The sequence below is a fragment of the Methylophilus sp. DW102 genome, from assembly GCF_037076555.1.
GTDB classification, from domain to species: domain Bacteria; phylum Pseudomonadota; class Gammaproteobacteria; order Burkholderiales; family Methylophilaceae; genus Methylophilus; species Methylophilus glucosoxydans.
Genome location: NZ_AP029023.1, coordinates 2694134 through 2713236 on the forward strand (window position 1 = coordinate 2694134; position 19103 = coordinate 2713236).

The following is a 19103-nucleotide window of genomic DNA, read 5'->3' on the forward strand; positions in this document are numbered from 1 at the left end:
TTCAGTCCGCGCTTTTTTGTTTGCCCGTATTGTTACGACTACAGTTGCCGAATAATCTGGCCAATAATGCCCGCCTGGTTCAGGGTGTAGAAGTGCATTTTATCTACGCCTGCCTCAATCAGTTTGGTACAGATATCAGTGACCACCTCTGCGCCAAAAGCGCGCAATGAAGCCATATCATCGCCATAGGCTTCCAGCCGCATACGCAGCCAGCGTGGAATCTCGGCACCACAGACACTGGAGAAGCGCGCCAGTTGCGTGTAGTTATAAATCGGCATGATGCCGGGAATAATCGGTGCAGTGACACCCAGCTTCTGCGCCGCTTCTACAAAACGGAAATAGGCATCCACATTGTAAAAATACTGTGTAATGGCCGAATCTGCGCCAGCATCGATTTTACGCTTGAAGTTTTCAAGGTCTTTTTGTGCCGAGCCGGCTTCCGGGTGAAACTCGGGGTAAGCCGCCACCTCCAGGTGAAACCAGTCGCCGGTCTCGGCGCGGATAAAACTCACCAGCTCATTGGCATATTTAAAGTCCCCCGCACTCACTTCGCCTGAAGGAATATCGCCACGCAAGGTCACCAGTCTGTTGATGCCTTTCGCCTGATAGGCTTGCAGCAATTCGCGGATTTCTTCTTTGCTGGAAGAAATACAGGAGATATGTGGGGCTGCACCATGGCCTTCAGCCTGGATTTCGAGCACACTGTCCATGGTACGGTCGCGGGTTGAGCCCCCCGCACCAAACGTGACGGAGAAAAACTCGGGAGAAAATACGGCCAGCTCTTTGCGTACTTGACGCAGGTTCGCCATGCCTTCCGCCGTTTTAGGCGGAAAAAACTCAAAACTGTAAGCGATTTTTTGATTCACTGTTTTCTCTTTTATTTCTAAACGCTTGATTTCAGGCAGATGCGGGGATGGTCAGGTGTCAGTCTTTTTCGTTGAACACAATCGCACTCAGGATCCAGGCAATCACGCTATACACCAGGGCGCCTATGACGCCAGTCATCACACTACTGACGACAAAGCCTTGCAACAGGTGGCCGACAAACCAGAATAGCAGGCCATTGATGACTAACAGAAACAATCCCAACGTCAGCAAGGTAATCGGCAAGGTCAACAGCACCAGAATCGGCTTCACCAGCATATTGGCCAGACCAATCACGACAGCAGCCACCAGCGCAGCGCTGAAATTGGCCACTTGAATGCCTGGGACCAGATAAGCCACGGCCATCAGTGCCAATGCATTGAGTACCCAAACAACCAGTAGTTTAAACATGCCGCCTCCTTGGATGAAAGATGAGGCAAAGTGTACACCAAATCTGCGCCAGAACATCTGGCGCAGGGCGGCATGGTTTAGCGCACGCTGAAAAGCGCGTGATTAATAGCGATAATGCTCAGGTTTGAATGGGCCGGTTTTGCTTACGCCAATATAGGCTGCTTGTGCATCGGTCAAGGTGGTCAATTGCGCATTGAGTTTCTTCAACTGCAAGATCGCCACTTTTTCATCCAGATGTTTAGGCAGGGTGTAAACGCCAACCGGATACTTGTCGGTCTGGGTAAACAACTCAATCTGCGCAATGGTCTGGTTGGCAAAGCTGGAGCTCATCACATAGCTTGGATGACCTGTGCCGCAGCCCAAATTGACCAGACGGCCCTTGGCCAGCAAGATGATGCGCTTACCGTCCGGGAAAATCACGTGATCGACTTGTGGCTTGATCTCTTCCCACTGGTATTTTTCGATGCTGGCAACATCGATTTCATTGTCGAAGTGACCAATGTTACACACAATCGCCTGATCCTTCATTTTGGCCATGTGCTCATGCGTAATCACATGGTAGTTACCCGTCGCTGTGACAAAAATGTCCGCATGTTCAGCCGCATAATCCATGGTCACAACGCGGTAGCCTTCCATCGCGGCTTGCAGGGCACAAATCGGGTCAATCTCGGTCACCCAAACCTGGGCTGACAAAGCACGCAACGCTTGTGCAGACCCTTTACCCACGTCACCGTAACCGGCAACAACGGCAATCTTGCCTGCAATCATGACATCGGTCGCACGCTTGATGCCATCCACCAGAGACTCACGGCAACCATACAAGTTATCAAACTTGGACTTGGTCACAGAGTCATTCACGTTAATCGCAGGGAAAGCCAACTTGCCTTCTTTATGCATTTGATACAAACGGTGCACGCCCGTGGTGGTTTCTTCAGTCACACCTTTAATCGCGGCCAAACGTACGGAGTACCAGGTCGGGTCTGTTTTCAGCTTGGCCTTGATGGCGTTGAACAGACAGATTTCTTCTTCTGAAGTGGGGTTCGCCACCACAGACAAATCTTTTTCGGCACGGCTACCCAAATGCAGTAACAGGGTCGCATCGCCACCATCATCCAGAATCATGTTGGAGTAGCCACCATCCGTCCACTCAAAAATACGGTGGGTGTAATCCCAATACTCTTCCAGCGTTTCGCCTTTCACGGCAAACACGGCAGTGCCCGTCGCGGCAATCGCAGCGGCGGCATGGTCCTGGGTTGAGAAAATATTGCAAGAAGCCCAGCGCACTTCAGCACCCAAATCCTTCAGGGTTTCAATCAGTACAGCGGTCTGGATAGTCATATGCAAGGAGCCAGTGATACGGGCGCCTTTGAGCGGTTGTTGAGCAGCATATTCTTCACGAATTGCCATCAGGCCAGGCATTTCAGTCTCGGCAATCGCAATTTCCTTGCGACCCCAGGCGGCCAGGCCCATGTCTGCGACTACATAATCTTTGATATCAGCTACAGTATTCATGTTTCAAATCCTTAAAAAAATGAAAACTGAGCAGGAAAAGTTCGATAAGAACCGGTGGCAACGTTGTTCACCTTTTTTCCGTGCTCGCACAGTGAAAAGTGAACGCCGTTGAGATGCTTTACAGCAAATGCTCTGAGCCTGGGAGTCGAGTGACTCTCGCAGCGTTCCTCAGAAGTTGCGAATTATACGCGAACCCAAGGATTTTACAAAAAACAAATCCTGAGCAATCAAAGAACAACCACTGAAAACCTGCTCAAATAGCTGCCTAGAAATACCCTCTTTACCGATTCATTAAATTGACCGAATTACATGCTGCTACTCTGTCAAATCAGTTTCACCCGCCTGTGCCATGATGACATCACGTTCTCAAATATCCTCATTTAGTATAGAAAGGTGATTACTATGACCATGTATCAAGTAATGGATGAAGAAAATCATTGCATCGCAACCTTTCATCATTTTCAGGAAGCCATGTATACCGCACAAGACTTCACCCTGTGGGATGATGAACATTACTATCATGTCGAAGAGCTGGATCTGGCCGTCGCCTAAGCAAACCGTCCCGACATCAAAAGAAAAAAGCGCCAGTTAAGGCGCTTTTTTATTGGGGCTGACACAACACCGCCAGCCTCGCATCAAGGCAAGGTTTTCATCGCCACTTTGAGCTCTTCAGCCTTTTCGGCATCCAACTGTGTCAGTGTATCCACATTGGCCAAGGCTTCGATATGTTTACCGTTGGACTCCGCAATCAGTCCCAGGTAATAAAAAGCCTGACTATGCTGATCGTTCATGCTGACGACACGGTGCAAGTGTTGCTCAGCCATGGTGAGATCCTTGGTTTCATATTCAGCTGCAGCCAGATAAAACCAGGCTTCTGTATTATGAGGTTCCTGAGTCGTCCATTGCTGGGCAATCGCTTTCAGGCCATCCCAGTCCTTGTGCAGGTAAGGAAACACCACTTTCATGAAATAAGGCCATTCAGCTGCCGGCTTGCCCCAGAAAGGCAGCTCGCTTTTGACCACAATCGGGCCCGCTGGCTGCGCGATCAAAGCCTGAACCCAATCAATCGACATGTAATAGTAGTAGGCATCTTTACCAGGGCTCTTGAGTGTAATCAGGCCGACCAATGCGCCCGTCTCATCAAACAGACCGCCACCACTGGCGCCTTGCCTGAAGCTGCTGGTCGCACGCACAATCACGGAGTCATCCATGGCAAACAGCCCCTTCACCACCCCTTGGCTGCTTACAGGCGCGGCGACAAAACTCGGATAGCCGATATTAAACACTGCTTGCTCGTATTTGAGATCGCGGCTGGACTTCATAGTGACTGGGCTAATCGGCAGGTCATCCATTTGCAGCATGCAAACATCATGCTTCCAGTCCGGTTTGACACCCACGGCATGGTAAGCCGCCCCGCCACTGACCACGCTGATACTGGTGGCATTGGCGACCACATGGCAGTTGGTCACGACCTGATTTTCAGCCACCACGACGCCTGAACCCAGCCCGTATTGCCCATTTTTCAGGCCGACCTGCACACGTAGCACGCGGCTGTTCAACGCCTGCATGAGCTCGGCAGAAGGCTCTGCCATCAATGGGATTGCCAGGCAACCTAACAAACATCCGATCAACCATTTTGCCATGTCTTGCTCCAATCTGCGAAGGTAGGCAACAAGGAATGCACTACCTGTAATACGTTTTGGAAAGCTTCTTAAACTGTTAATAGCAAAACGTATTCCAAGCTGGAGAATGCGGCCTCATTTACCGCCAGACCATGGGGAGACCATGAGAAAGAAAGGAGAGATTTTATATTTATATATAAAAATCAATTAGATACGGAAAAATAACTGTCGTATCACTGTAGTCGCTCAGTCGACTGCTTGAGCGAGCGGCCAGAAGTGCCGCAGCAGACCGCTCAGCACACGCACAAAATCAGTGCGCAAAATCAGTGCATGCACTACCGAGTCGCACGCCTTATCGGTTTCGCAAACATCAGCAACGGGTGAAAGGCTAAAACTGCAGTGAAAGCTGGGATGCTGCCGGGCTTTGTGCACTCACGGAAGCCGTACTCCGATTTGATTTTTTGCGGAGACTGCCACGGTCTACCTTGGGAAAATGGCGCGATTTGCGCGAAGCATGCCGCTGCAAAATATCTGCGACAGCATGCGCTGGCATGGTCTGCCTGATTGCAAACCAATCCTGCTTGGCTGTCTGGATGGCCTCGCCAATATCAACCATGGGCGCAGGATAGTCGCGGCCAATCAGGCAGCCATACCGCCGCTGTAAACTCGGAGGCATGCGCCAGGGTTCAAAAATCCAGCTGTCTGGCACCTGTCGCAAAACAGGCAGCCACTGGCGGACAAACACCCCCTGAGGGTCCTGAGTCAAGGCTTGTTTAACCGGATGGTAAATGCGCAATGTATTGATGCCGGTCGTGCCAGACTGCATTTGCACTTGCGGCCAATGAATCCCCGGCTCGTAATCAACAAAAGCTCTGGCCAGATGCAACCCGCTTGGCCGCCAGGGCAGTTGCAACAAATAGCTGGCGGTACTCATGAGCATGGCGCGCATGCGAAAATTCAGCCACCCGCTTTGATTGAGCATCTGCATGCAGGCATCTACCAGTGGCCAGCCAGTCTGGGCAGCCTGCCAGGCTTGTAAACGTAAGGCGACCCCAGCATCGGGTAACCGGGACTGTAGTGCCTCGAAGCCCCGGTAAAAACTCTGGTGTTCAATCCGTGGTTCGCTTTCAAGCTTTTGCATAAAATGGCAATGCCAGTGCAAGCGGCTTTCAAAACTGTGCAGCTGACGGCGCTGTTGCACGTTTTCAGTCTGCTGCGCACGGGCCCGGGTAGCCTGTACCACGGTACGCAGGCTCACAGCGCCCCATGCCAGATAAGGTGACAGGCGGCTACAGGCTTGGACAGCACTGAGCGGGCTGGAAATCCCCCGCTGATAACCATGTACGCGGCGCGTCAAAAAATCCGCCATCACCGCCTCAGCCACTACTATACCGCCAACCTGACGTTCCGCTTGCGCGTGGCCAGCCACTGCTGGCAACCGCTCCAAGCCATGATCCGGTAACCGAACAGCAAGTCCGGATGCAGGCACCGCAATGACAGGGGCCTGCATGCGTAACGCCCACTGCGCTTGCCACTGTTGCCGGTCTGACAGGCGTCTCACCACCCCATTCTGAGGCCATTCCTGCCAGACGATTCCTTGCATCCTGCACCACGCTTGTACCTGCTGGTCGATGGTGTAGGTGTGTTGATTCCCGGTTTCTTCATGGCTATACAGTCCGGCGATCCCGAATTTTGCATGCAGCCTCTGTAACAGCGTCAAGGGGTCGTGATGATAGACATGCAAATGCAATCCCAGCTGTTGCAAGGCATGTGCAAGGTCCTGCAAACAGTCGCGCACGAACATGGCCTGACTGAGGCTGGCATCCTCTGCCGACCACACTTGTGGAGCCCAGATAAAGAGCGGCAAAACCGGCCCAGCCTCACAGGCGGCAGACAGCGCGGCATGATCCGCGACACGTAAATCGCGCTTAAACCAGACCACATGCACATCACGCAGAGGCATGCTGGCCAATCCAGTCGCAAATATCTTGCAGCAATGGACTGTTGCCGCGCAGGGGTCTGGCCAGCTTGGCGACCATATCCACATGGTTGTAGTTGGCATAAGTCAGCAACTTGACCTCGCTGCCTTGCGCCTCAAGCGCACGCGCCAGATTGATCGAGTTTCTAGGCCAAACAGTTTGGTCTTTCAGGCCGGCCAGCAGTAGTAAAGGCGGATGTTGGCCGCTGACAAAATGGATAGGCTGTGATTGCCACTCCTGCTCAGCAGGTGCAAAAATCGCGCGCAAGGTATCCGAGGTGAGCGGCAAAAAGTCATAAGGTCCGGCCAGGCCTATGGTGCCTTTAATCGCGGCGGGTGATAATCCGACAGCCGCCAGATAGGCAGCATTCAAGGTCAGCATAACGGCCAGATGTGCGCCAGCAGAATGCCCCATCAAGAAGACACGCGACGCATCGCCTTGATACTCGACCACGTGTTGCTTGACCCATTGCAATGCCAGAGCGGGGTCTTGCATCAATTGCGGAAACTTAAGTTCGGGATAGAGCCTGTAATCGGCAATCACAACCAGCATGCCTTGTGACGTCAACGCCTCCGCCACAAACAGGTAATCTTGCTTGCTGCCAGACTCCCAGCTACCGCCATAAAAAAACAACACCACAGGGCGTGGTGTTGCAGCATGGTCACGTGGCTGATAAATATCCAGGCGCTGCCTGCTGTGCGGCCCAAAAGCGATATCGCGATGGATGCGCATACCTTTATCGGGAATCACCGCGTTTAACAAAGTGACTGGCCGACAGGCCGAAAGCAGCAGACCGGCCAAGCCAGTCAACCAGCTACGCCGCGTCAATTGAGGATTTTGCAGATTCATAGGCATTGATGACCATGCCCAAGATAGAAAATTCCCGTCGCAATAATGATCGCTATCGTTAATGATTGGCAATATAGACGCGGTTACGGCCCTGCTGCTTGGCCGTGTACAAAGCAAAATCTGCCATTTTCATCAGCTGCGTCAAGCCATCCTGCGTCCCCAATTGCGCGGTAGATACCAAGCCAAAAGAGGCCGTGTAGTGAATTTGCTCTCCTTGCTCACTCATCACACTGTGATCGATTTCCGAGCGCAAGCGCTCAATCACATGTGCCGCTTCATGCAGATCCGTCATCGGCATCAGAATGCCAAACTCTTCGCCCCCCAGACGCCCAACCATATCGCTGGTGCGCAAGGCACTCACGCAGCGCAGGCAAAAATTCTGCAAAACCAGGTCTCCAGCATGATGACCGTATTGATCATTAATCTTTTTAAAAAAATCGATGTCCACCATGGCAAATGAAAACGAGGAGCCGTAACGCTGATAGCGCCGGATTTCGGACTCCAACTCATGAATGAAGTGCCGCCGGTTGGCGATCCCGGTTAAAAAGTCAGTAAAGGCAAATTTGTCTGCTTCAAGATGCAAATGGTATATGCGGCCCCCAACAAAGAGGCCTACCAGCAAAAACAGGGTCACCAGCAGCGCTGCGTAAGTGATGCCTTGATGGGTGTGCCGCTCCATGCGCTTTTCACTCTCGGCCACATACTCATTGGCGCGCAAGTCCGCATGCGCGAGGATGGCTTCGTTGAGTTTTGCCACCTTGGCAAAGCGCGCATTCCAGGCCGTCTCAATCAGGGTGCTTGCTTCGGCATACTGTCCCTCAGCCAATTGCTTGATTACCGAGGCTGTCATTTCGTCCAGCGCTTGAATATTCTGCTTGAGCAGCGGTAATGGCGCGCGATCTCCCGAATAATTATGTTCTATGCTGGCGATTTTTTGTTGGGCAGCAGCCTCATGCCCCTTAATCGCCGCCACGGTATTGATCAAATGCACGCTGTCTGCCTGAATCAGCGTGGCATAGAGCAAATCGCTTCGGATCTGATGCAGCTGAGACTCCAGCGCCTGCGCAGCGTTGGAAACCGTAAAAGACTGCTCATAGAAATTGCGAGTGGTCTGGTGCATCTCCCGCATACTGGAAAAATAAATCCAGAGGAACAGCAGCACACCGATCAGAACGATCATAAAACCGGCGACAAGGATATACAAGACTGCTTTTCTACGCCTGATACTCATATCATGTACGCCACCAAAGTCGCCAAAGAAAAGGTTAAGTGCTGAGCAGAGCCGTGATAAACGCCCACTCTTTGGGATCGACCGGGGTAATAGACAAGCGGTTCCCTTTTTGCAAGACACGCATGGTGGCCAGGGCAGGCGTTTCCCGCATCTCTTTCAAACTCAGCAATCGCGTTTTGCGCACGAGCTTGACATCTACGTTCACCCAGCGTGGACTTTCCGGTGTAGACTTGGGATCAAAATACTTGTGCCCTTGCACAAACTGAAAACGGTCGGGATAGGCCAAGGTGCTGACCTCGCAAATGCCGACGATGCCAGGCTCAGCACAATTGGAGTGATAAAACAACACGCCATCGCCCACCTTCATCTGGTCACGCATGAAATTTCGCGCCTGATAATTGCGTATCCCATACCAGTCTACAGTTTGATTGGGGAATCCCGCCAAATCATCAATGGAGACATCCGAGGGTTCGGATTTCATTAACCAGTAACGCGCCATGCCTGAAAACTTTCTTTACACATCCAAATGCCAGTATCATAAACCAAGTTAGAGCACAGTTGAAAATCATGACAAAAAACGTTTTAGGCACTCTTCTGATCCCTTGCAGTATGCAACCAGTCACAGGCTTTATGCGTGATGGTTGTTGCAGTCACCACCCGGAAGATTTAGGTAAACATACCGTCTGCGCAGAAATGACAGATGAGTTTCTGGCGTTTTCGCAAGCGCAAGGCAATGACTTGTCCACCCCCAGACCAGACTATGCATTTCCCGGGCTCAAGGCTGGTGATCGGTGGTGCCTGTGTGCGAGAAGATGGCTGGAAGCCAGTGAAGCCGGTTACGCGCCGCCAGTGATTCTGGAGTCTTGCCACGAAAACTGCCTGGAAATCATTAGCCTGGCGGACTTGAAATACCATGCCTTAAGATAACAAGACAAAGGTGCGAGAGGGGATGTGCTAAGGGGTTACCTGAGCCGCTAATCCTGAACCAAAAAAGTTCAGGTGGTAACAGCCTAAGGTACATTAGGTTCGCACGCCAAGGGCGTCTTAAAAGACCGCCCAACTTAGTGCGATCGCACCGCACCTGATGAGCCGAAACCTATAACAAAGACTAGTTCAAGGAATTTTGGACTCAGGCAACGCCTTAGCACACCACTTTTATGATACGTCATTTAATACTAATGACGGTTAAAATTTTGTGAAATGAAGCGGATTACAATAATTTGTGCTGGCCGGACAAAACATCATCGATCTGCTGCTGCATGGTAGAAATGCGCTTTTTCACATCGCCCACATCAACCCCGCCGCTACGCGTATTCAACAACTCATGGGTAATGTTCAGCGCGGCCATGATCGCAATGCGCTCCACACTCACCATCTTGCCCACATCACGAATTTCGCGCATTTTACCATCAAGGTAACCCACCGCCTGCAATAAAATGTCGCGCTCTTCGTCGGTACAGGTCACGCTAAACGCGCGGCCCATGATCTCGATATCAATCGGCTGCTTGGCCATGACTAACGACCTTCCTCAGGCAATGCCGACAACAACCGCTCCAGCTGTACACTGGCTTGCGTCATGTTCAGCTTTAGAGATTGTGACTCCTGATGCAAACGCGTGACCTCCTGACGTAACTCCACGTTTTCGTCACGCAGCTGGCTGCACAAAGCAATCAGCTTCGTCACACGCTCTTCAAGACTTTTCAAATCGGCATCCATCAGTCCATTATCTTTTAAAAAAACGAGTGTGGTCAATAGCTAAGCGCATTTTTTCAAAGTAAATTAAGAATTTGAAGCCCCTCGCAAGATACCATGCAACTGGTCAAAGTCACTGCTTTAGACTAGAATGCCGAACAGTTGTCAGGTGCCTGCGTCTGCGTTCTTGCAGACAAGGGTGAAACTGGGAAACAGGTGCGCGAACCTCGTTCGCAATGCCTGTGCTGCCCCCGCAACGGTAAGCAAGTGCGGGTCTATCCATATGCCACTGAGTAAAAACTTGGGAAGGCGATAGACCAAGACTTGCCAGCCCGGAGACCGGCCTTACAACCCAATTGCAATACCGCGGGGTGACGGTGTCTGATCATAATGAATGCATGGCTTGCCAACAAGCGATGCATTTATTCATTTTCTGTCGATTCCCCGGTATTGAAAGTAAACCCACATGCGGGGTCGCATGTGATACAGGGATAAGAAAATGAAAAAAAAGCTTTTTTATAGCGTCATGGCTACGCTATTCGCATCACCCGTCTTTGCTGAAGATTTAGAACTAGACTCAGTGAGTGTTAAATCTTCGGGCTTTGAGCGCAAAGAATCACAAACCACTTATGCCAGCGAAATTCATACAGCAAAACAAATTGCAGCATCAGGAGCCAGTACTCTCTTCGACTATCTTGCACAACAGAGCTCATTGAACATTAGCTCCAACTTCGGTAGCAAAGCCACACCAAGCATAAACTTACGCGGCTATGGGAGTGAAAATGGCTATCAAAATGTAGTGATTACCGTTGATGGTCAACGCTTAAATAATATCGACATGAGCCCACAACTATTGGTTGGCATTCCTCTTGCAAACATTGAAAGAATAGAGATCAGCAAAGGGAGTGGGTCAGTACTTTACGGTGATGGCGCAACAGCAGGCGCCATACAGATTTACACGAAAAGCCGAAACGGGGCCTCTGTCATGACCAGTGCTGGTAATTATGGGCAACGCAATCATGCTATTAGTGCTGGGTTTTCTAGTGAGCACATAGATTTATCGGCGAGTGCATCGCATGATAGTCACGACGGGTTTAGCGCCAAAGATAGAACAGGCCACCGCGATGCATACGACTCAAATACTCAACAAGTAAAACTTAGGATCAAACCAACAGAGCAACTAGCTGTTTATGCACAAGGCTCCAGCACTAAAAACGATCTGCGTTATCCCAATCCGATGTCCAAAGCACAATTTGAGGACAATCCATCCCAAAATGGTCGCCCGGCTACGTCATATACCCATCAGGAACTTAACTCAGACCAGTGGCAGATTGGCTTGGACTACCAGATCAATACAGATTCATCGATAGAGATTACTCACTTTCGTGAGGATAAAGCATCTATCTATCCGAGCTATCGGCCTCATTATGACTATGAAGGCACTAAAGCGACTTACAAGTACACGAATGATCAATGGTCAGTGATTTCGGGCTTCCAAGATTTTAATGGAGCAATTAAAACATCCTCAGATCTCACGAAAAAGAATAACCACGGATTGTTCATATCATCAGAATTCAAACCGCAATCCATTAAAGACCTTAGACTATCTGCGGGATTACGCAAAGAACAGGTCTCTTACACTTATACCCCGAATGGAGGAGACTCCCTCAATCGCTCCATCCAATTGAGCGCATGGGACCTAGGTGCCAACTACCAATTGATGCCGTCCCTCTCATTATTTAGCAATTACAACTACGCTTTTGAAGCTCCAGACATTAATCGATTTTTCGGTTATGACGCGTCATTCAACGTTGTTTTCAATGGATTCATCAAACCACAAAAAGTGAGAACACTGAACATTGGTCTCAACCACACAACTACAAACAACCACCTCAAATTAAGCGCTTTCAGAGCCAATTTGGATAACGAGATTTATTATGACCCATCTGTACTTGGTATAAATACCAACTTAGACAAGAGCCATAAACTCGGCTTTGAGTTACAAGATATTTATCACCTGAGTAATGAGCTTAATGTAGGCCTGATTTATACATACACCAAGGCCATTATTGACAGGGAGCTTCAAGAAAGCGGCACCCTCATCAAAGATAAGAATCTGCCAGGCGCCCCCAGACAGTCTCTCGTTGCAAATATTAATTGGAAAATATTTACAAACACCAACCTGAATCTCAATCATGTTTGGCGCTCACAAGCTTACGTTTATAACGATTTTTTAAACAATGCTACGCAAAGGCAAAGTCGTTATGAGTCAACCAATCTTTCGTTAAATGTTAAGGTGCAGCAATACACCGTTTTTGCTGCAGTCAATAATTTATTTGAGCATCAAAACAATATTCAAACAGCAGTTGACTCTCTCTACCCAATAGATTTTGTTCGTACTTGGCGAGTAGGCCTAAAAGCCGACTTTTAATTCCATTGTTGATTAGCGTCACTCACGCCCCCTCTTGAGTGCCCTCCAACACTTGCTAAGGAAAATCAAATGAAAAAAAGAACATTATTAGGCACTATCACAACGATCTCTTTTAACATCTATGCCGCAGACAACACACTGACTTCCCTGGATGAAGTCGTAGTTACCTCCAGCAGAACGCCACAATCAACCAAAACAGTCACTGGCGATATTACCGTCATTGACAGCGAAGAAATCAACAGGCTACAAGGCGGCGCTTTGGCAGATTTATTGAGACTGCAACCTGGTGTACAAACCTACACAAATGGTGGCATGGGGACAAGTAGCAACATTTCACTACGTGGTACCAATGACAATCAACTGATTGTATTGGTTGATGGCGTGCGCATCAATTCCGGGACGACTGGTACGACCGCCTTTGAAAATATCCCCTTGGCACTCATCGAGCGGATTGAAATTCTACGTAGCCCCGCTTCTAGCCTTTATGGCTCTGATGCAATCGGCGGCGTTGTTCAGATTTTCACGAAGCGGGGCAAAGGCAACAAAACCCATCTTTACGGCAGTGCGGGTGCAGGTAGCTATGACTCATATACTGGGAATGCTGGCTTCGATACTGCCTATAAAGCGCTAAAACTCGGTGCACAAATCAGCAATTACGACACGCATGGGATTTCTGCAAAGAAACATCCCCCCTCTGTGATTGATAAAGATAGAGATGGATATTACAACTTTAGCAGTTCGACATACGCAGATTTGACATTCGCACCCGGTCACTCCTTGGGAATACACTACCTGGAAAGCAAAGGGCATAATGAATACGATAATGCTTATGCGGGCGGCAACTATCTGGAACGTCATCAACAAGGCTATGGTGTTGCACTCAAAAACGCGATGACTGAGCACTGGAACAGCAAATTAGAGTACAACATTGGTTTTGACCGATCATTTAGCGTCAGTAGCGCAACGCTCAATAGCAATATTGAAACTGAACAACGCCAATTATCCTGGCAACACGACTATAGCCTCACTCATGGGACTTTTACCTTCGCTTATGACAGGCTGGAACAAGATGTATTAACTCAATCGAATGGCAGCAACTTGCTGAAGAGGAGTCGCAACAATAATGCCTTTGTTTTAGGCTACGTGGGTAGCTTTGAAGCACACAGCACTCAACTGTCACTGCGAAAAGATTACAACAGTCAGTTTGGCAATTACACAACAGGCGGCATCGGTTATGGCTATGCTTTATCCCAAGAATGGCGCTTAACTGCCCAGTATGGCTCATCCTTTAGAGCACCAACCTTTAACCAACTATATTATCCAAGCTTTGGCAATGCCAACCTGCCCTCAGAAAAAGCAGACAATATTGAGGCCAGCGCTCGATACCAAGGTCAAACATTACAAGCCAAGCTGACAGTGTTTGATAACCATATCCGCAACTTTATTCAAACCCTCAACTCAGGTTGCCCAGCTGGATTCAGCAACGGTTGTGCAATCAATGCCGGCAAGGTAGAAGTGCAAGGTATCACGTTGGAAGGCAGTCTACCTATTGCTGAGCAATGGCTAGTCACAGCCAATGCGACAGTGCAGTCACCGCGTAGTGATGCCACTGATAATCTTTTGGCGAGGCGCGCTCAGCGTTATGGCAATTTTATCCTCCAGTACAAATCAGGACCATGGAACTGGGACAGCGAAGTTTCAGCTTCATCAATGCGTTACGACGATGCCGCAAACCAATTCCGCTTAAGTGGCTATGCGCTCTTGAATACAACTTTGGGGTATCAAATAAACCCTCACTGGAAACTGCAAATTAGAGCAAATAATATCTTGGACAAAGACTATGCGCTTGCATCAACTAAAACCGTTTCAAGACCCAACAACCCTTATTACAACACCATGGGCTCAAATGTTTTTATCAGCCTTAACTACGACCTGAAGTAACTCAGGAAAAGTGGATTTTGCCCAAGCCCGTGCGAATTGGGCTAAAATCCACGTCTTATAATTAACCTTAATTTTGGAGTCGTTGGCATGCCACGTAACCTTTCAACTCAGTCTCTGGCAATTGGCTTCCTCATTGCCTTGATGGTCATTATCACGCGTGGTCATCATTTTGCTTCGATTGATTTTTTACCGAGCGCTTCTTATGCAGCGTTTTTTATCGCGGGTTATTACCTGCGCTCAACGCTGGTGTTTGTGGCCTTGCTGGCATTGTGTGCTGCGCTGGATATGGCAGCCATCACCTGGGGCGGTGTGAGTAATTTCTGCGTGACCCCTGCTTATGGCTTTTTGTTGCCGGCTTATGGCAGCATGTGGCTGGCTGGCCGTTGGACTGCGTCGAACACCACCTGGCAATTTAGCAGTCTGTTCAAGTTGACAGGTGCGGTATTGGTGGGATCTGTGCTTGCTGAGCTGTTTTCCAGCGGTGGGTTTTACTTCTTTGGTGGCCGCTACGCCGAACCAACCCTGGTTGAGTTTGGCGCACGTCTGGTCAAATACTTCCCGAAACAAATTGAAGCGATTGCATTTTGGGTTGTGGTTGCAGTAATTGCACATGTGGCATTTGGCCTGGCCAAGCGCTCCGTGCGCGAAAACGCTTAAGTATTCCGCACCATGGAAACCAATGATCGCGACAGTCGCCACAAGGCGCGCATGATCCGCAAAAAAGCGGTCATTGATGAAAAAATCGAGCAGGCCAATCAGGAGAAAGGCCTGTTACTCATCCTCACAGGCAACGGCAAAGGCAAAAGCTCTTCTGCCTTTGGCATGGTGGCCCGCTCGCTGGGCCACGGCATGCGTGTTGGTGTCGCCCAATTTATCAAAGGCCGTTCAGATACGGGCGAAGAAGCCTTTTTTCGCCAGCACCCGGCTGTGACCTGGCATGTGCTGGGTGAAGGCTTTACCTGGAACACACAAGACCGCCAACGCGACACCGAAACCGCCATGCGTGGCTGGCAGATTGTGGCCGGGATGCTGCAAGACCCGGCCATTCAACTGGTGGTGCTGGATGAGCTCACCTACACCTTCAAATATGGCTACCTCGATGAACAAATGGTGTTGGACGCCATCGCCAAACGCCCACCCATGCAGCACGTGGTGATCACTGGCCGCGGCGCTTCCGAGGCATTGAGAAACGCTGCCGATACGGTGTCTGAACTGATGGATGTCAAGCATGCCTGGCGTGCAGGCATCAAGGCCCAGGCCGGGATAGATCTGTAATGCAAGCAGCCGCGGCAAGCTGCCGGGCCATGTTAATGGCGGCCCCGGCGTCTGGGCAAGGCAAAACCATGGCTACCGCGGCCTTGGCCCGGGCTTATAAAAACCGCGGCCTGCGCGTGCAGGCGTTCAAATGCGGGCCGGACTTTATCGACGGCATGATTCTGCAAGTGGCGACTGGCAAGCCAGTGTATAACCTCGACCTTGGCATGTGTGGTGAAGCCGATGCACAACGGCTGCTGCACAAGGCCGCCCAAGACAATGACGTGATTCTGCTCGAAGGGGTGATGGGGCTGTATGATGGCAAGCCTTCATGCGCCGATATTGCCGAGCGCTTTGGCATCCCTGTCGCACTGGTGCTCAATGCCAAAGCCATGGCACAGACCTGTGCCGCGGTCGCCTATGGTTTGTATGGCTTTCGGCCCGCCCTACAGCGCGCCGGAGTGATTGCCAACCAGGTCGGCAGCGAAGGCCATGCCAACATGATTAAAGAAGCGCTCCCCTCGGACATCCCCTGGCTGGGTGCCATGAAGTATGACACGCAACTGAGTTTGCCAGAGCGCCACCTCGGTTTGCATCTTGCCCAGGAAATCACGGACATAGACCAGCGCATAGAAGCCGCTGCGCAACTTCTGGGGCAAGACATGCCATTGCCGCCGATCGTGCAGTTTGCCGCACCCGAACAGCAGGCGATAACACCATTATTGCAAGGCAAAACCATTGCCGTGGCCAAAGATGCCGCGTTCTGTTTTACCTATCAGGCCAATCTGGATCTGCTACAAACACTAGGTGCACAGATTGCATTTTTTTCACCCTTGCACGATACGCAATTACCGGCTGCGGATGCTTACTGGCTGCCGGGTGGCTACCCGGAATTGCATCTGGAGCGACTGCAACACAACCACAGCATGCGTGAAGGCTTACGCGCAGCCGCCGAATCAGGCAAACCCATATTGGCCGAATGTGGCGGCATGCTCGCACTCGGTGAAACACTAAATGGACAACCGGCCTTCGGCCTGCTGCCCGGCAACGCAGCGCTTCAGCCCAAACTGCAAGGCCTGGGCACGCAGCATGCAACCTTTTCAGCGGCTGACAACGGCGCAATCGGCGATGACGCGGCGATGATAGGCGCACACACTTTTCACTATGCCCGCTTTGACACCGACTTGCCGGCCATTGCGCAAGGCAAAGGTAAATATGGCGCGGGCGAGCCAATCTATCGCCATCAATCCATCACTGCCAGCTTTCTGCACTTTTACTTCCCGTCCAATCCGGCTTTAGCGGCCCAGTTTTTTCTGTCATGAGTTTCGCCTACCCTGATACCGACAAAGCGGCGATTTACAAAGTGATTGCCGAACGACGCGATATGCGGCATTTTTTACCCACGCCTATCGCCCCCGAGTTATTGCAGAAATTACTGCAAGCCGCCCATCACGCGCCCAGTGTCGGCCTGATGCAGCCATGGCGGTTTATCCGCATCAGCGATGTCGCATTGCGAAAAGCCATCCACACGCTGGTCGATGAAGAACGTAAACTCACGGCCCAGGCCATCGGCGAAGTTGAAGACACGGCACGCATGGCCGAATTCATGCGGCTCAAGGTGGAAGGCATTTTGGACTGTGGCGAGGTGCTGGTCGCCACCTTGTGCGACCAGCGTGAAAAACATATTTTTGGCCGTCGTACACTGCCGGAAATGGACCTGGCCTCGGTCAGCTGTGCGATTCAAAACTTGTGGCTGGCTGCACGTGCAGAAGGCATAGGCATGGGCTGGGTCAGCCTGTTTGACCCGCACCAACTGGCGCAATTATTGAATCTGCCTGAGGGCGCCAAACCAGTCGCCATTTTATGCTTGGGCTATGTGAATACGTTTTACAAATCGCCCATGCTGGTGGAAGAAGGCTGGACGACAGAAAAACCGCTCGCTGACATGCTGATGGAAAACGGCTGGCAACCTCATGAAAGTACACACACATGAAACGCTGGCCACAACGCATTGTCTGCCTGACTACCGAAACGGTGGAGGTACTCTACTTGCTGGGCGAGCAGGACCGTATTGTCGGTATTTCAGGCTTTACCACTCGCCCGGCCATAGCCCGCAAAGAAAAACCCAAGATCAGTGCCTTTACCAGTGCCAATATTGAGAAAATCCTGGCGCTGCAGCCTGACCTAGTGCTGTGTTTCTCTAACTTGCAGGCCGATATCGCGGCCTCACTGATCAAAGCCGGTTGCCAGGTGCATGTGTTTAACCAGCGCAGCCTGGATGAAACACTGCAGATGATACTCACCGTCGGTAATCTGGTCGGGGCCAGCGAAAAAGCAGAAGATTTAGTAGCACGCTACCAGGCACAATTGGGGGCAGCCCGCCAGCAGGCAGCCAATTGGCCGCGCAAACCCAAGGTCTATTTTGAAGAGTGGGATGAACCCATGATGTGCAGCATCCGCTGGGCGGCTGAATTGATTGAAGCCGCCGGAGGCGAAGATTGCTTCCCAGAACTCAGCGCCTTTCATAGCGCACGTGACCGCACAGTCACGGCAGAACAAGTGCTGGCCAGACAACCGGATATCATCATCGGCTCCTGGTGCGGTAAGAAATTCCAGCCGGAAAAAGTCAAAGCCCGCCCAGGCTGGCAAGCCATGCCTGCGATCCGCGACGGGCATGTGTACGAAATCAAGTCGGTCGATATCTTGCAACCAGGCCCAGCACTATTTAGCGAAGGCCTGGTGCAATTGCAAACCATTATTCAACGCTGGCAACAACAAGGGGGTCACGCATGACTAGGCACCTGATTTTAGGCGGGGCACGCAGCGGCAAAAGCGCTTATGCCGAGCGGCTGGCCTCGGCACTTGAATGCCCGGTCACCTATATCGCGACTGCCCAAGTCTACGATGACGAATTTGCCAAACGCGTGGAGCATCACAAAACCCGCCGCCCGCCTTACTGGGGCTTAGTAGAAGCGCCATTTAATCTGGGCCAGACCTTGCTGGAAAATGATGCACCCGACACCTGCCTGATTGTGGATTGCCTGACTTTATGGCTTGCGCAATGCATCTGCCCGGACTGCGACAAACCTGAACGGCTGGACTGGCAGGCGGAAAAACAGGCCTTGCTGGCCGCGCTGCCACAGCTACAGGCGCACGTATTTCTGGTGAGTAACGAGGTCGGCATGGGCATCGTTCCGCTCGGTGAAATCAACCGCCAGTTTCAGGATGAGCAAGGCCGTTTAAACCAGCATGTAGCTGCGGTTGCCGACCACGTCAGTTTTATCGCGGCAGGCTTGCCACTAAAGCTTAAATAACCA

Annotated in this window: 20 protein-coding genes and 2 riboswitches; of the genes, 10 read left to right on the forward strand and 10 right to left on the reverse strand. The window is 50.9% G+C overall.

Annotation, left to right across the window (positions count from 1 at the left end; all coding sequences use genetic code 11):
- Nucleotides 1–38 precede the first annotated feature (38 nt).
- The 3 genes from metF to ahcY form a co-directional block, all read right to left on the reverse strand.
- Nucleotides 39–866 carry a methylenetetrahydrofolate reductase [NAD(P)H] gene (gene metF / locus AACH41_RS12795; protein ID WP_194748828.1) on the reverse strand — a complete coding sequence of 276 codons (828 nt, stop codon included), beginning with the start codon at nucleotides 864–866 and terminating at the stop codon, nucleotides 39–41.
- Between the two features lie 58 nt (nucleotides 867–924).
- A complete protein-coding gene (locus AACH41_RS12800) occupies nucleotides 925–1275 on the reverse strand; it encodes a phage holin family protein (RefSeq protein WP_338655505.1) in 351 nt (116 codons plus the stop codon).
- A gap of 102 nt (nucleotides 1276–1377) precedes the next feature.
- Complete coding sequence (gene ahcY, locus AACH41_RS12805; protein WP_194748830.1) at nucleotides 1378–2787, reverse strand: adenosylhomocysteinase; 1410 nt, start codon at nucleotides 2785–2787, stop codon at nucleotides 1378–1380.
- Between the two features lie 93 nt (nucleotides 2788–2880).
- Nucleotides 2881–2963: riboswitch (S-adenosyl-L-homocysteine riboswitch) on the reverse strand.
- A gap of 226 nt (nucleotides 2964–3189) precedes the next feature.
- Between ahcY and AACH41_RS12810 the strand changes: the two genes are divergently transcribed.
- Nucleotides 3190–3339, forward strand: coding sequence for a hypothetical protein (locus tag AACH41_RS12810; protein ID WP_194749138.1), 150 nt, complete (start codon nucleotides 3190–3192; stop codon nucleotides 3337–3339).
- An 83-nt stretch (nucleotides 3340–3422) separates the two neighbouring features.
- On the opposite strand, the gene AACH41_RS12815 is transcribed toward AACH41_RS12810, so the two are convergent.
- The 5 genes from AACH41_RS12815 to AACH41_RS12835 all read right to left on the reverse strand — a co-directional run bounded on the left by AACH41_RS12815 (nucleotide 3423) and on the right by AACH41_RS12835 (nucleotide 8967).
- Nucleotides 3423–4430: a serine protease gene (locus AACH41_RS12815; protein WP_228518842.1), complete on the reverse strand. Its 1008-nt coding sequence runs from the start codon at nucleotides 4428–4430 to the stop codon at nucleotides 3423–3425.
- A gap of 367 nt (nucleotides 4431–4797) precedes the next feature.
- A complete protein-coding gene (locus AACH41_RS12820) occupies nucleotides 4798–6372 on the reverse strand; it encodes an FAD-binding domain-containing protein (RefSeq protein WP_338655514.1) in 1575 nt (524 codons plus the stop codon).
- Nucleotides 6359–7237: an alpha/beta hydrolase gene (locus AACH41_RS12825; protein ID WP_338655516.1), complete on the reverse strand. Its 879-nt coding sequence runs from the start codon at nucleotides 7235–7237 to the stop codon at nucleotides 6359–6361. The genes AACH41_RS12820 and AACH41_RS12825 overlap by 14 nt, the downstream gene beginning before the upstream one ends.
- 58 nt (nucleotides 7238–7295) lie before the next feature.
- Nucleotides 7296–8468 carry a diguanylate cyclase gene (locus AACH41_RS12830; protein WP_338655518.1) on the reverse strand — a complete coding sequence of 391 codons (1173 nt, stop codon included), beginning with the start codon at nucleotides 8466–8468 and terminating at the stop codon, nucleotides 7296–7298.
- Between the two features lie 34 nt (nucleotides 8469–8502).
- Nucleotides 8503–8967: an EVE domain-containing protein gene (locus AACH41_RS12835; RefSeq protein WP_194748834.1), complete on the reverse strand. Its 465-nt coding sequence runs from the start codon at nucleotides 8965–8967 to the stop codon at nucleotides 8503–8505.
- 68 nt (nucleotides 8968–9035) lie between these two features.
- Here AACH41_RS12835 and AACH41_RS12840 point away from each other — a divergent pair, with 68 nt between their 5' ends.
- The gene (locus AACH41_RS12840; protein WP_275357727.1) at nucleotides 9036–9395 is read left to right on the forward strand and encodes a DUF2237 domain-containing protein; all 360 of its coding nucleotides are present in this window, start codon (nucleotides 9036–9038) and stop codon (nucleotides 9393–9395) included.
- Between the two features lie 283 nt (nucleotides 9396–9678).
- Here AACH41_RS12840 and AACH41_RS12845 read toward each other — a convergent pair whose 3' ends face one another.
- Together AACH41_RS12845 and AACH41_RS12850 are read right to left on the reverse strand one after the other, a co-directional pair.
- Nucleotides 9679–9981 (reverse strand): cell division protein ZapA, encoded by a 303-nt coding sequence (locus tag AACH41_RS12845; RefSeq protein WP_338655521.1) that lies wholly within the window; start codon nucleotides 9979–9981, stop codon nucleotides 9679–9681.
- Between the two features lie 2 nt (nucleotides 9982–9983).
- Complete coding sequence (locus AACH41_RS12850) at nucleotides 9984–10220, reverse strand: hypothetical protein (RefSeq protein WP_194748837.1); 237 nt, start codon at nucleotides 10218–10220, stop codon at nucleotides 9984–9986.
- 90 nt (nucleotides 10221–10310) lie between these two features.
- Nucleotides 10311–10523, forward strand: a riboswitch (cobalamin riboswitch).
- A gap of 136 nt (nucleotides 10524–10659) precedes the next feature.
- On the opposite strand from AACH41_RS12850, the gene AACH41_RS12855 reads away from it, so the two are divergent.
- The 8 genes from AACH41_RS12855 (at nucleotide 10660) to cobU (ending at nucleotide 19100) form a co-directional block, all read left to right on the forward strand.
- The gene (locus AACH41_RS12855; RefSeq protein WP_338655523.1) at nucleotides 10660–12591 is read left to right on the forward strand and encodes a TonB-dependent receptor; all 1932 of its coding nucleotides are present in this window, start codon (nucleotides 10660–10662) and stop codon (nucleotides 12589–12591) included.
- 69 nt (nucleotides 12592–12660) lie between these two features.
- Entirely contained in the window at nucleotides 12661–14532 is a 1872-nt protein-coding gene (locus AACH41_RS12860; protein WP_338655526.1) for a TonB-dependent receptor, read from the forward strand.
- 87 nt (nucleotides 14533–14619) lie between these two features.
- The gene (locus AACH41_RS12865) at nucleotides 14620–15189 is read left to right on the forward strand and encodes a hypothetical protein (protein WP_338655528.1); all 570 of its coding nucleotides are present in this window, start codon (nucleotides 14620–14622) and stop codon (nucleotides 15187–15189) included.
- A gap of 12 nt (nucleotides 15190–15201) precedes the next feature.
- Complete coding sequence (gene cobO / locus AACH41_RS12870; RefSeq protein ID WP_194748840.1) at nucleotides 15202–15807, forward strand: cob(I)yrinic acid a,c-diamide adenosyltransferase; 606 nt, start codon at nucleotides 15202–15204, stop codon at nucleotides 15805–15807.
- Complete coding sequence (locus AACH41_RS12875; protein WP_338655531.1) at nucleotides 15807–17108, forward strand: cobyrinate a,c-diamide synthase; 1302 nt, start codon at nucleotides 15807–15809, stop codon at nucleotides 17106–17108. The genes cobO and AACH41_RS12875 overlap by 1 nt, the downstream gene beginning before the upstream one ends.
- Nucleotides 17105–17779, forward strand: coding sequence for a 5,6-dimethylbenzimidazole synthase (bluB, locus tag AACH41_RS12880; RefSeq protein WP_338655533.1), 675 nt, complete (start codon nucleotides 17105–17107; stop codon nucleotides 17777–17779). Before AACH41_RS12875 ends, bluB begins: the two co-directional genes overlap by 4 nt.
- Nucleotides 17776–18579 carry a cobalamin-binding protein gene (locus tag AACH41_RS12885; protein ID WP_338655535.1) on the forward strand — a complete coding sequence of 268 codons (804 nt, stop codon included), beginning with the start codon at nucleotides 17776–17778 and terminating at the stop codon, nucleotides 18577–18579. The genes bluB and AACH41_RS12885 overlap by 4 nt, the downstream gene beginning before the upstream one ends.
- A complete protein-coding gene (gene cobU / locus AACH41_RS12890) occupies nucleotides 18576–19100 on the forward strand; it encodes a bifunctional adenosylcobinamide kinase/adenosylcobinamide-phosphate guanylyltransferase (RefSeq protein ID WP_338655537.1) in 525 nt (174 codons plus the stop codon). The genes AACH41_RS12885 and cobU overlap by 4 nt, the downstream gene beginning before the upstream one ends.
- Nucleotides 19101–19103 lie beyond the last annotated feature (3 nt).

Coding starts and splice junctions, on each gene's coding strand:
- AACH41_RS12800 (WP_338655505.1), bottom strand. CDS start 1,275: ATGTTTAAACTACTGGTTGTTTGGGTACTCAATGCATTGGCACTGATG.
- ahcY (WP_194748830.1), bottom strand. CDS start 2,787: ATGAATACTGTAGCTGATATCAAAGATTATGTAGTCGCAGACATGGGC.
- AACH41_RS12810 (WP_194749138.1), top strand. CDS start 3,190: ATGACCATGTATCAAGTAATGGATGAAGAAAATCATTGCATCGCAACC.
- AACH41_RS12815 (WP_228518842.1), bottom strand. CDS start 4,430: ATGGCAAAATGGTTGATCGGATGTTTGTTAGGTTGCCTGGCAATCCCA.
- AACH41_RS12820 (WP_338655514.1), bottom strand. CDS start 6,372: ATGCCTCTGCGTGATGTGCATGTGGTCTGGTTTAAGCGCGATTTACGT.
- AACH41_RS12825 (WP_338655516.1), bottom strand. CDS start 7,237: ATGAATCTGCAAAATCCTCAATTGACGCGGCGTAGCTGGTTGACTGGC.
- AACH41_RS12830 (WP_338655518.1), bottom strand. CDS start 8,468: ATGAGTATCAGGCGTAGAAAAGCAGTCTTGTATATCCTTGTCGCCGGT.
- AACH41_RS12835 (WP_194748834.1), bottom strand. CDS start 8,967: ATGGCGCGTTACTGGTTAATGAAATCCGAACCCTCGGATGTCTCCATT.
- AACH41_RS12840 (WP_275357727.1), top strand. CDS start 9,036: ATGACAAAAAACGTTTTAGGCACTCTTCTGATCCCTTGCAGTATGCAA.
- AACH41_RS12845 (WP_338655521.1), bottom strand. CDS start 9,981: ATGGCCAAGCAGCCGATTGATATCGAGATCATGGGCCGCGCGTTTAGC.
- AACH41_RS12855 (WP_338655523.1), top strand. CDS start 10,660: ATGAAAAAAAAGCTTTTTTATAGCGTCATGGCTACGCTATTCGCATCA.
- AACH41_RS12860 (WP_338655526.1), top strand. CDS start 12,661: ATGAAAAAAAGAACATTATTAGGCACTATCACAACGATCTCTTTTAAC.
- AACH41_RS12865 (WP_338655528.1), top strand. CDS start 14,620: ATGCCACGTAACCTTTCAACTCAGTCTCTGGCAATTGGCTTCCTCATT.
- cobO (WP_194748840.1), top strand. CDS start 15,202: ATGGAAACCAATGATCGCGACAGTCGCCACAAGGCGCGCATGATCCGC.
- AACH41_RS12875 (WP_338655531.1), top strand. CDS start 15,807: ATGCAAGCAGCCGCGGCAAGCTGCCGGGCCATGTTAATGGCGGCCCCG.
- bluB (WP_338655533.1), top strand. CDS start 17,105: ATGAGTTTCGCCTACCCTGATACCGACAAAGCGGCGATTTACAAAGTG.
- AACH41_RS12885 (WP_338655535.1), top strand. CDS start 17,776: ATGAAACGCTGGCCACAACGCATTGTCTGCCTGACTACCGAAACGGTG.
- cobU (WP_338655537.1), top strand. CDS start 18,576: ATGACTAGGCACCTGATTTTAGGCGGGGCACGCAGCGGCAAAAGCGCT.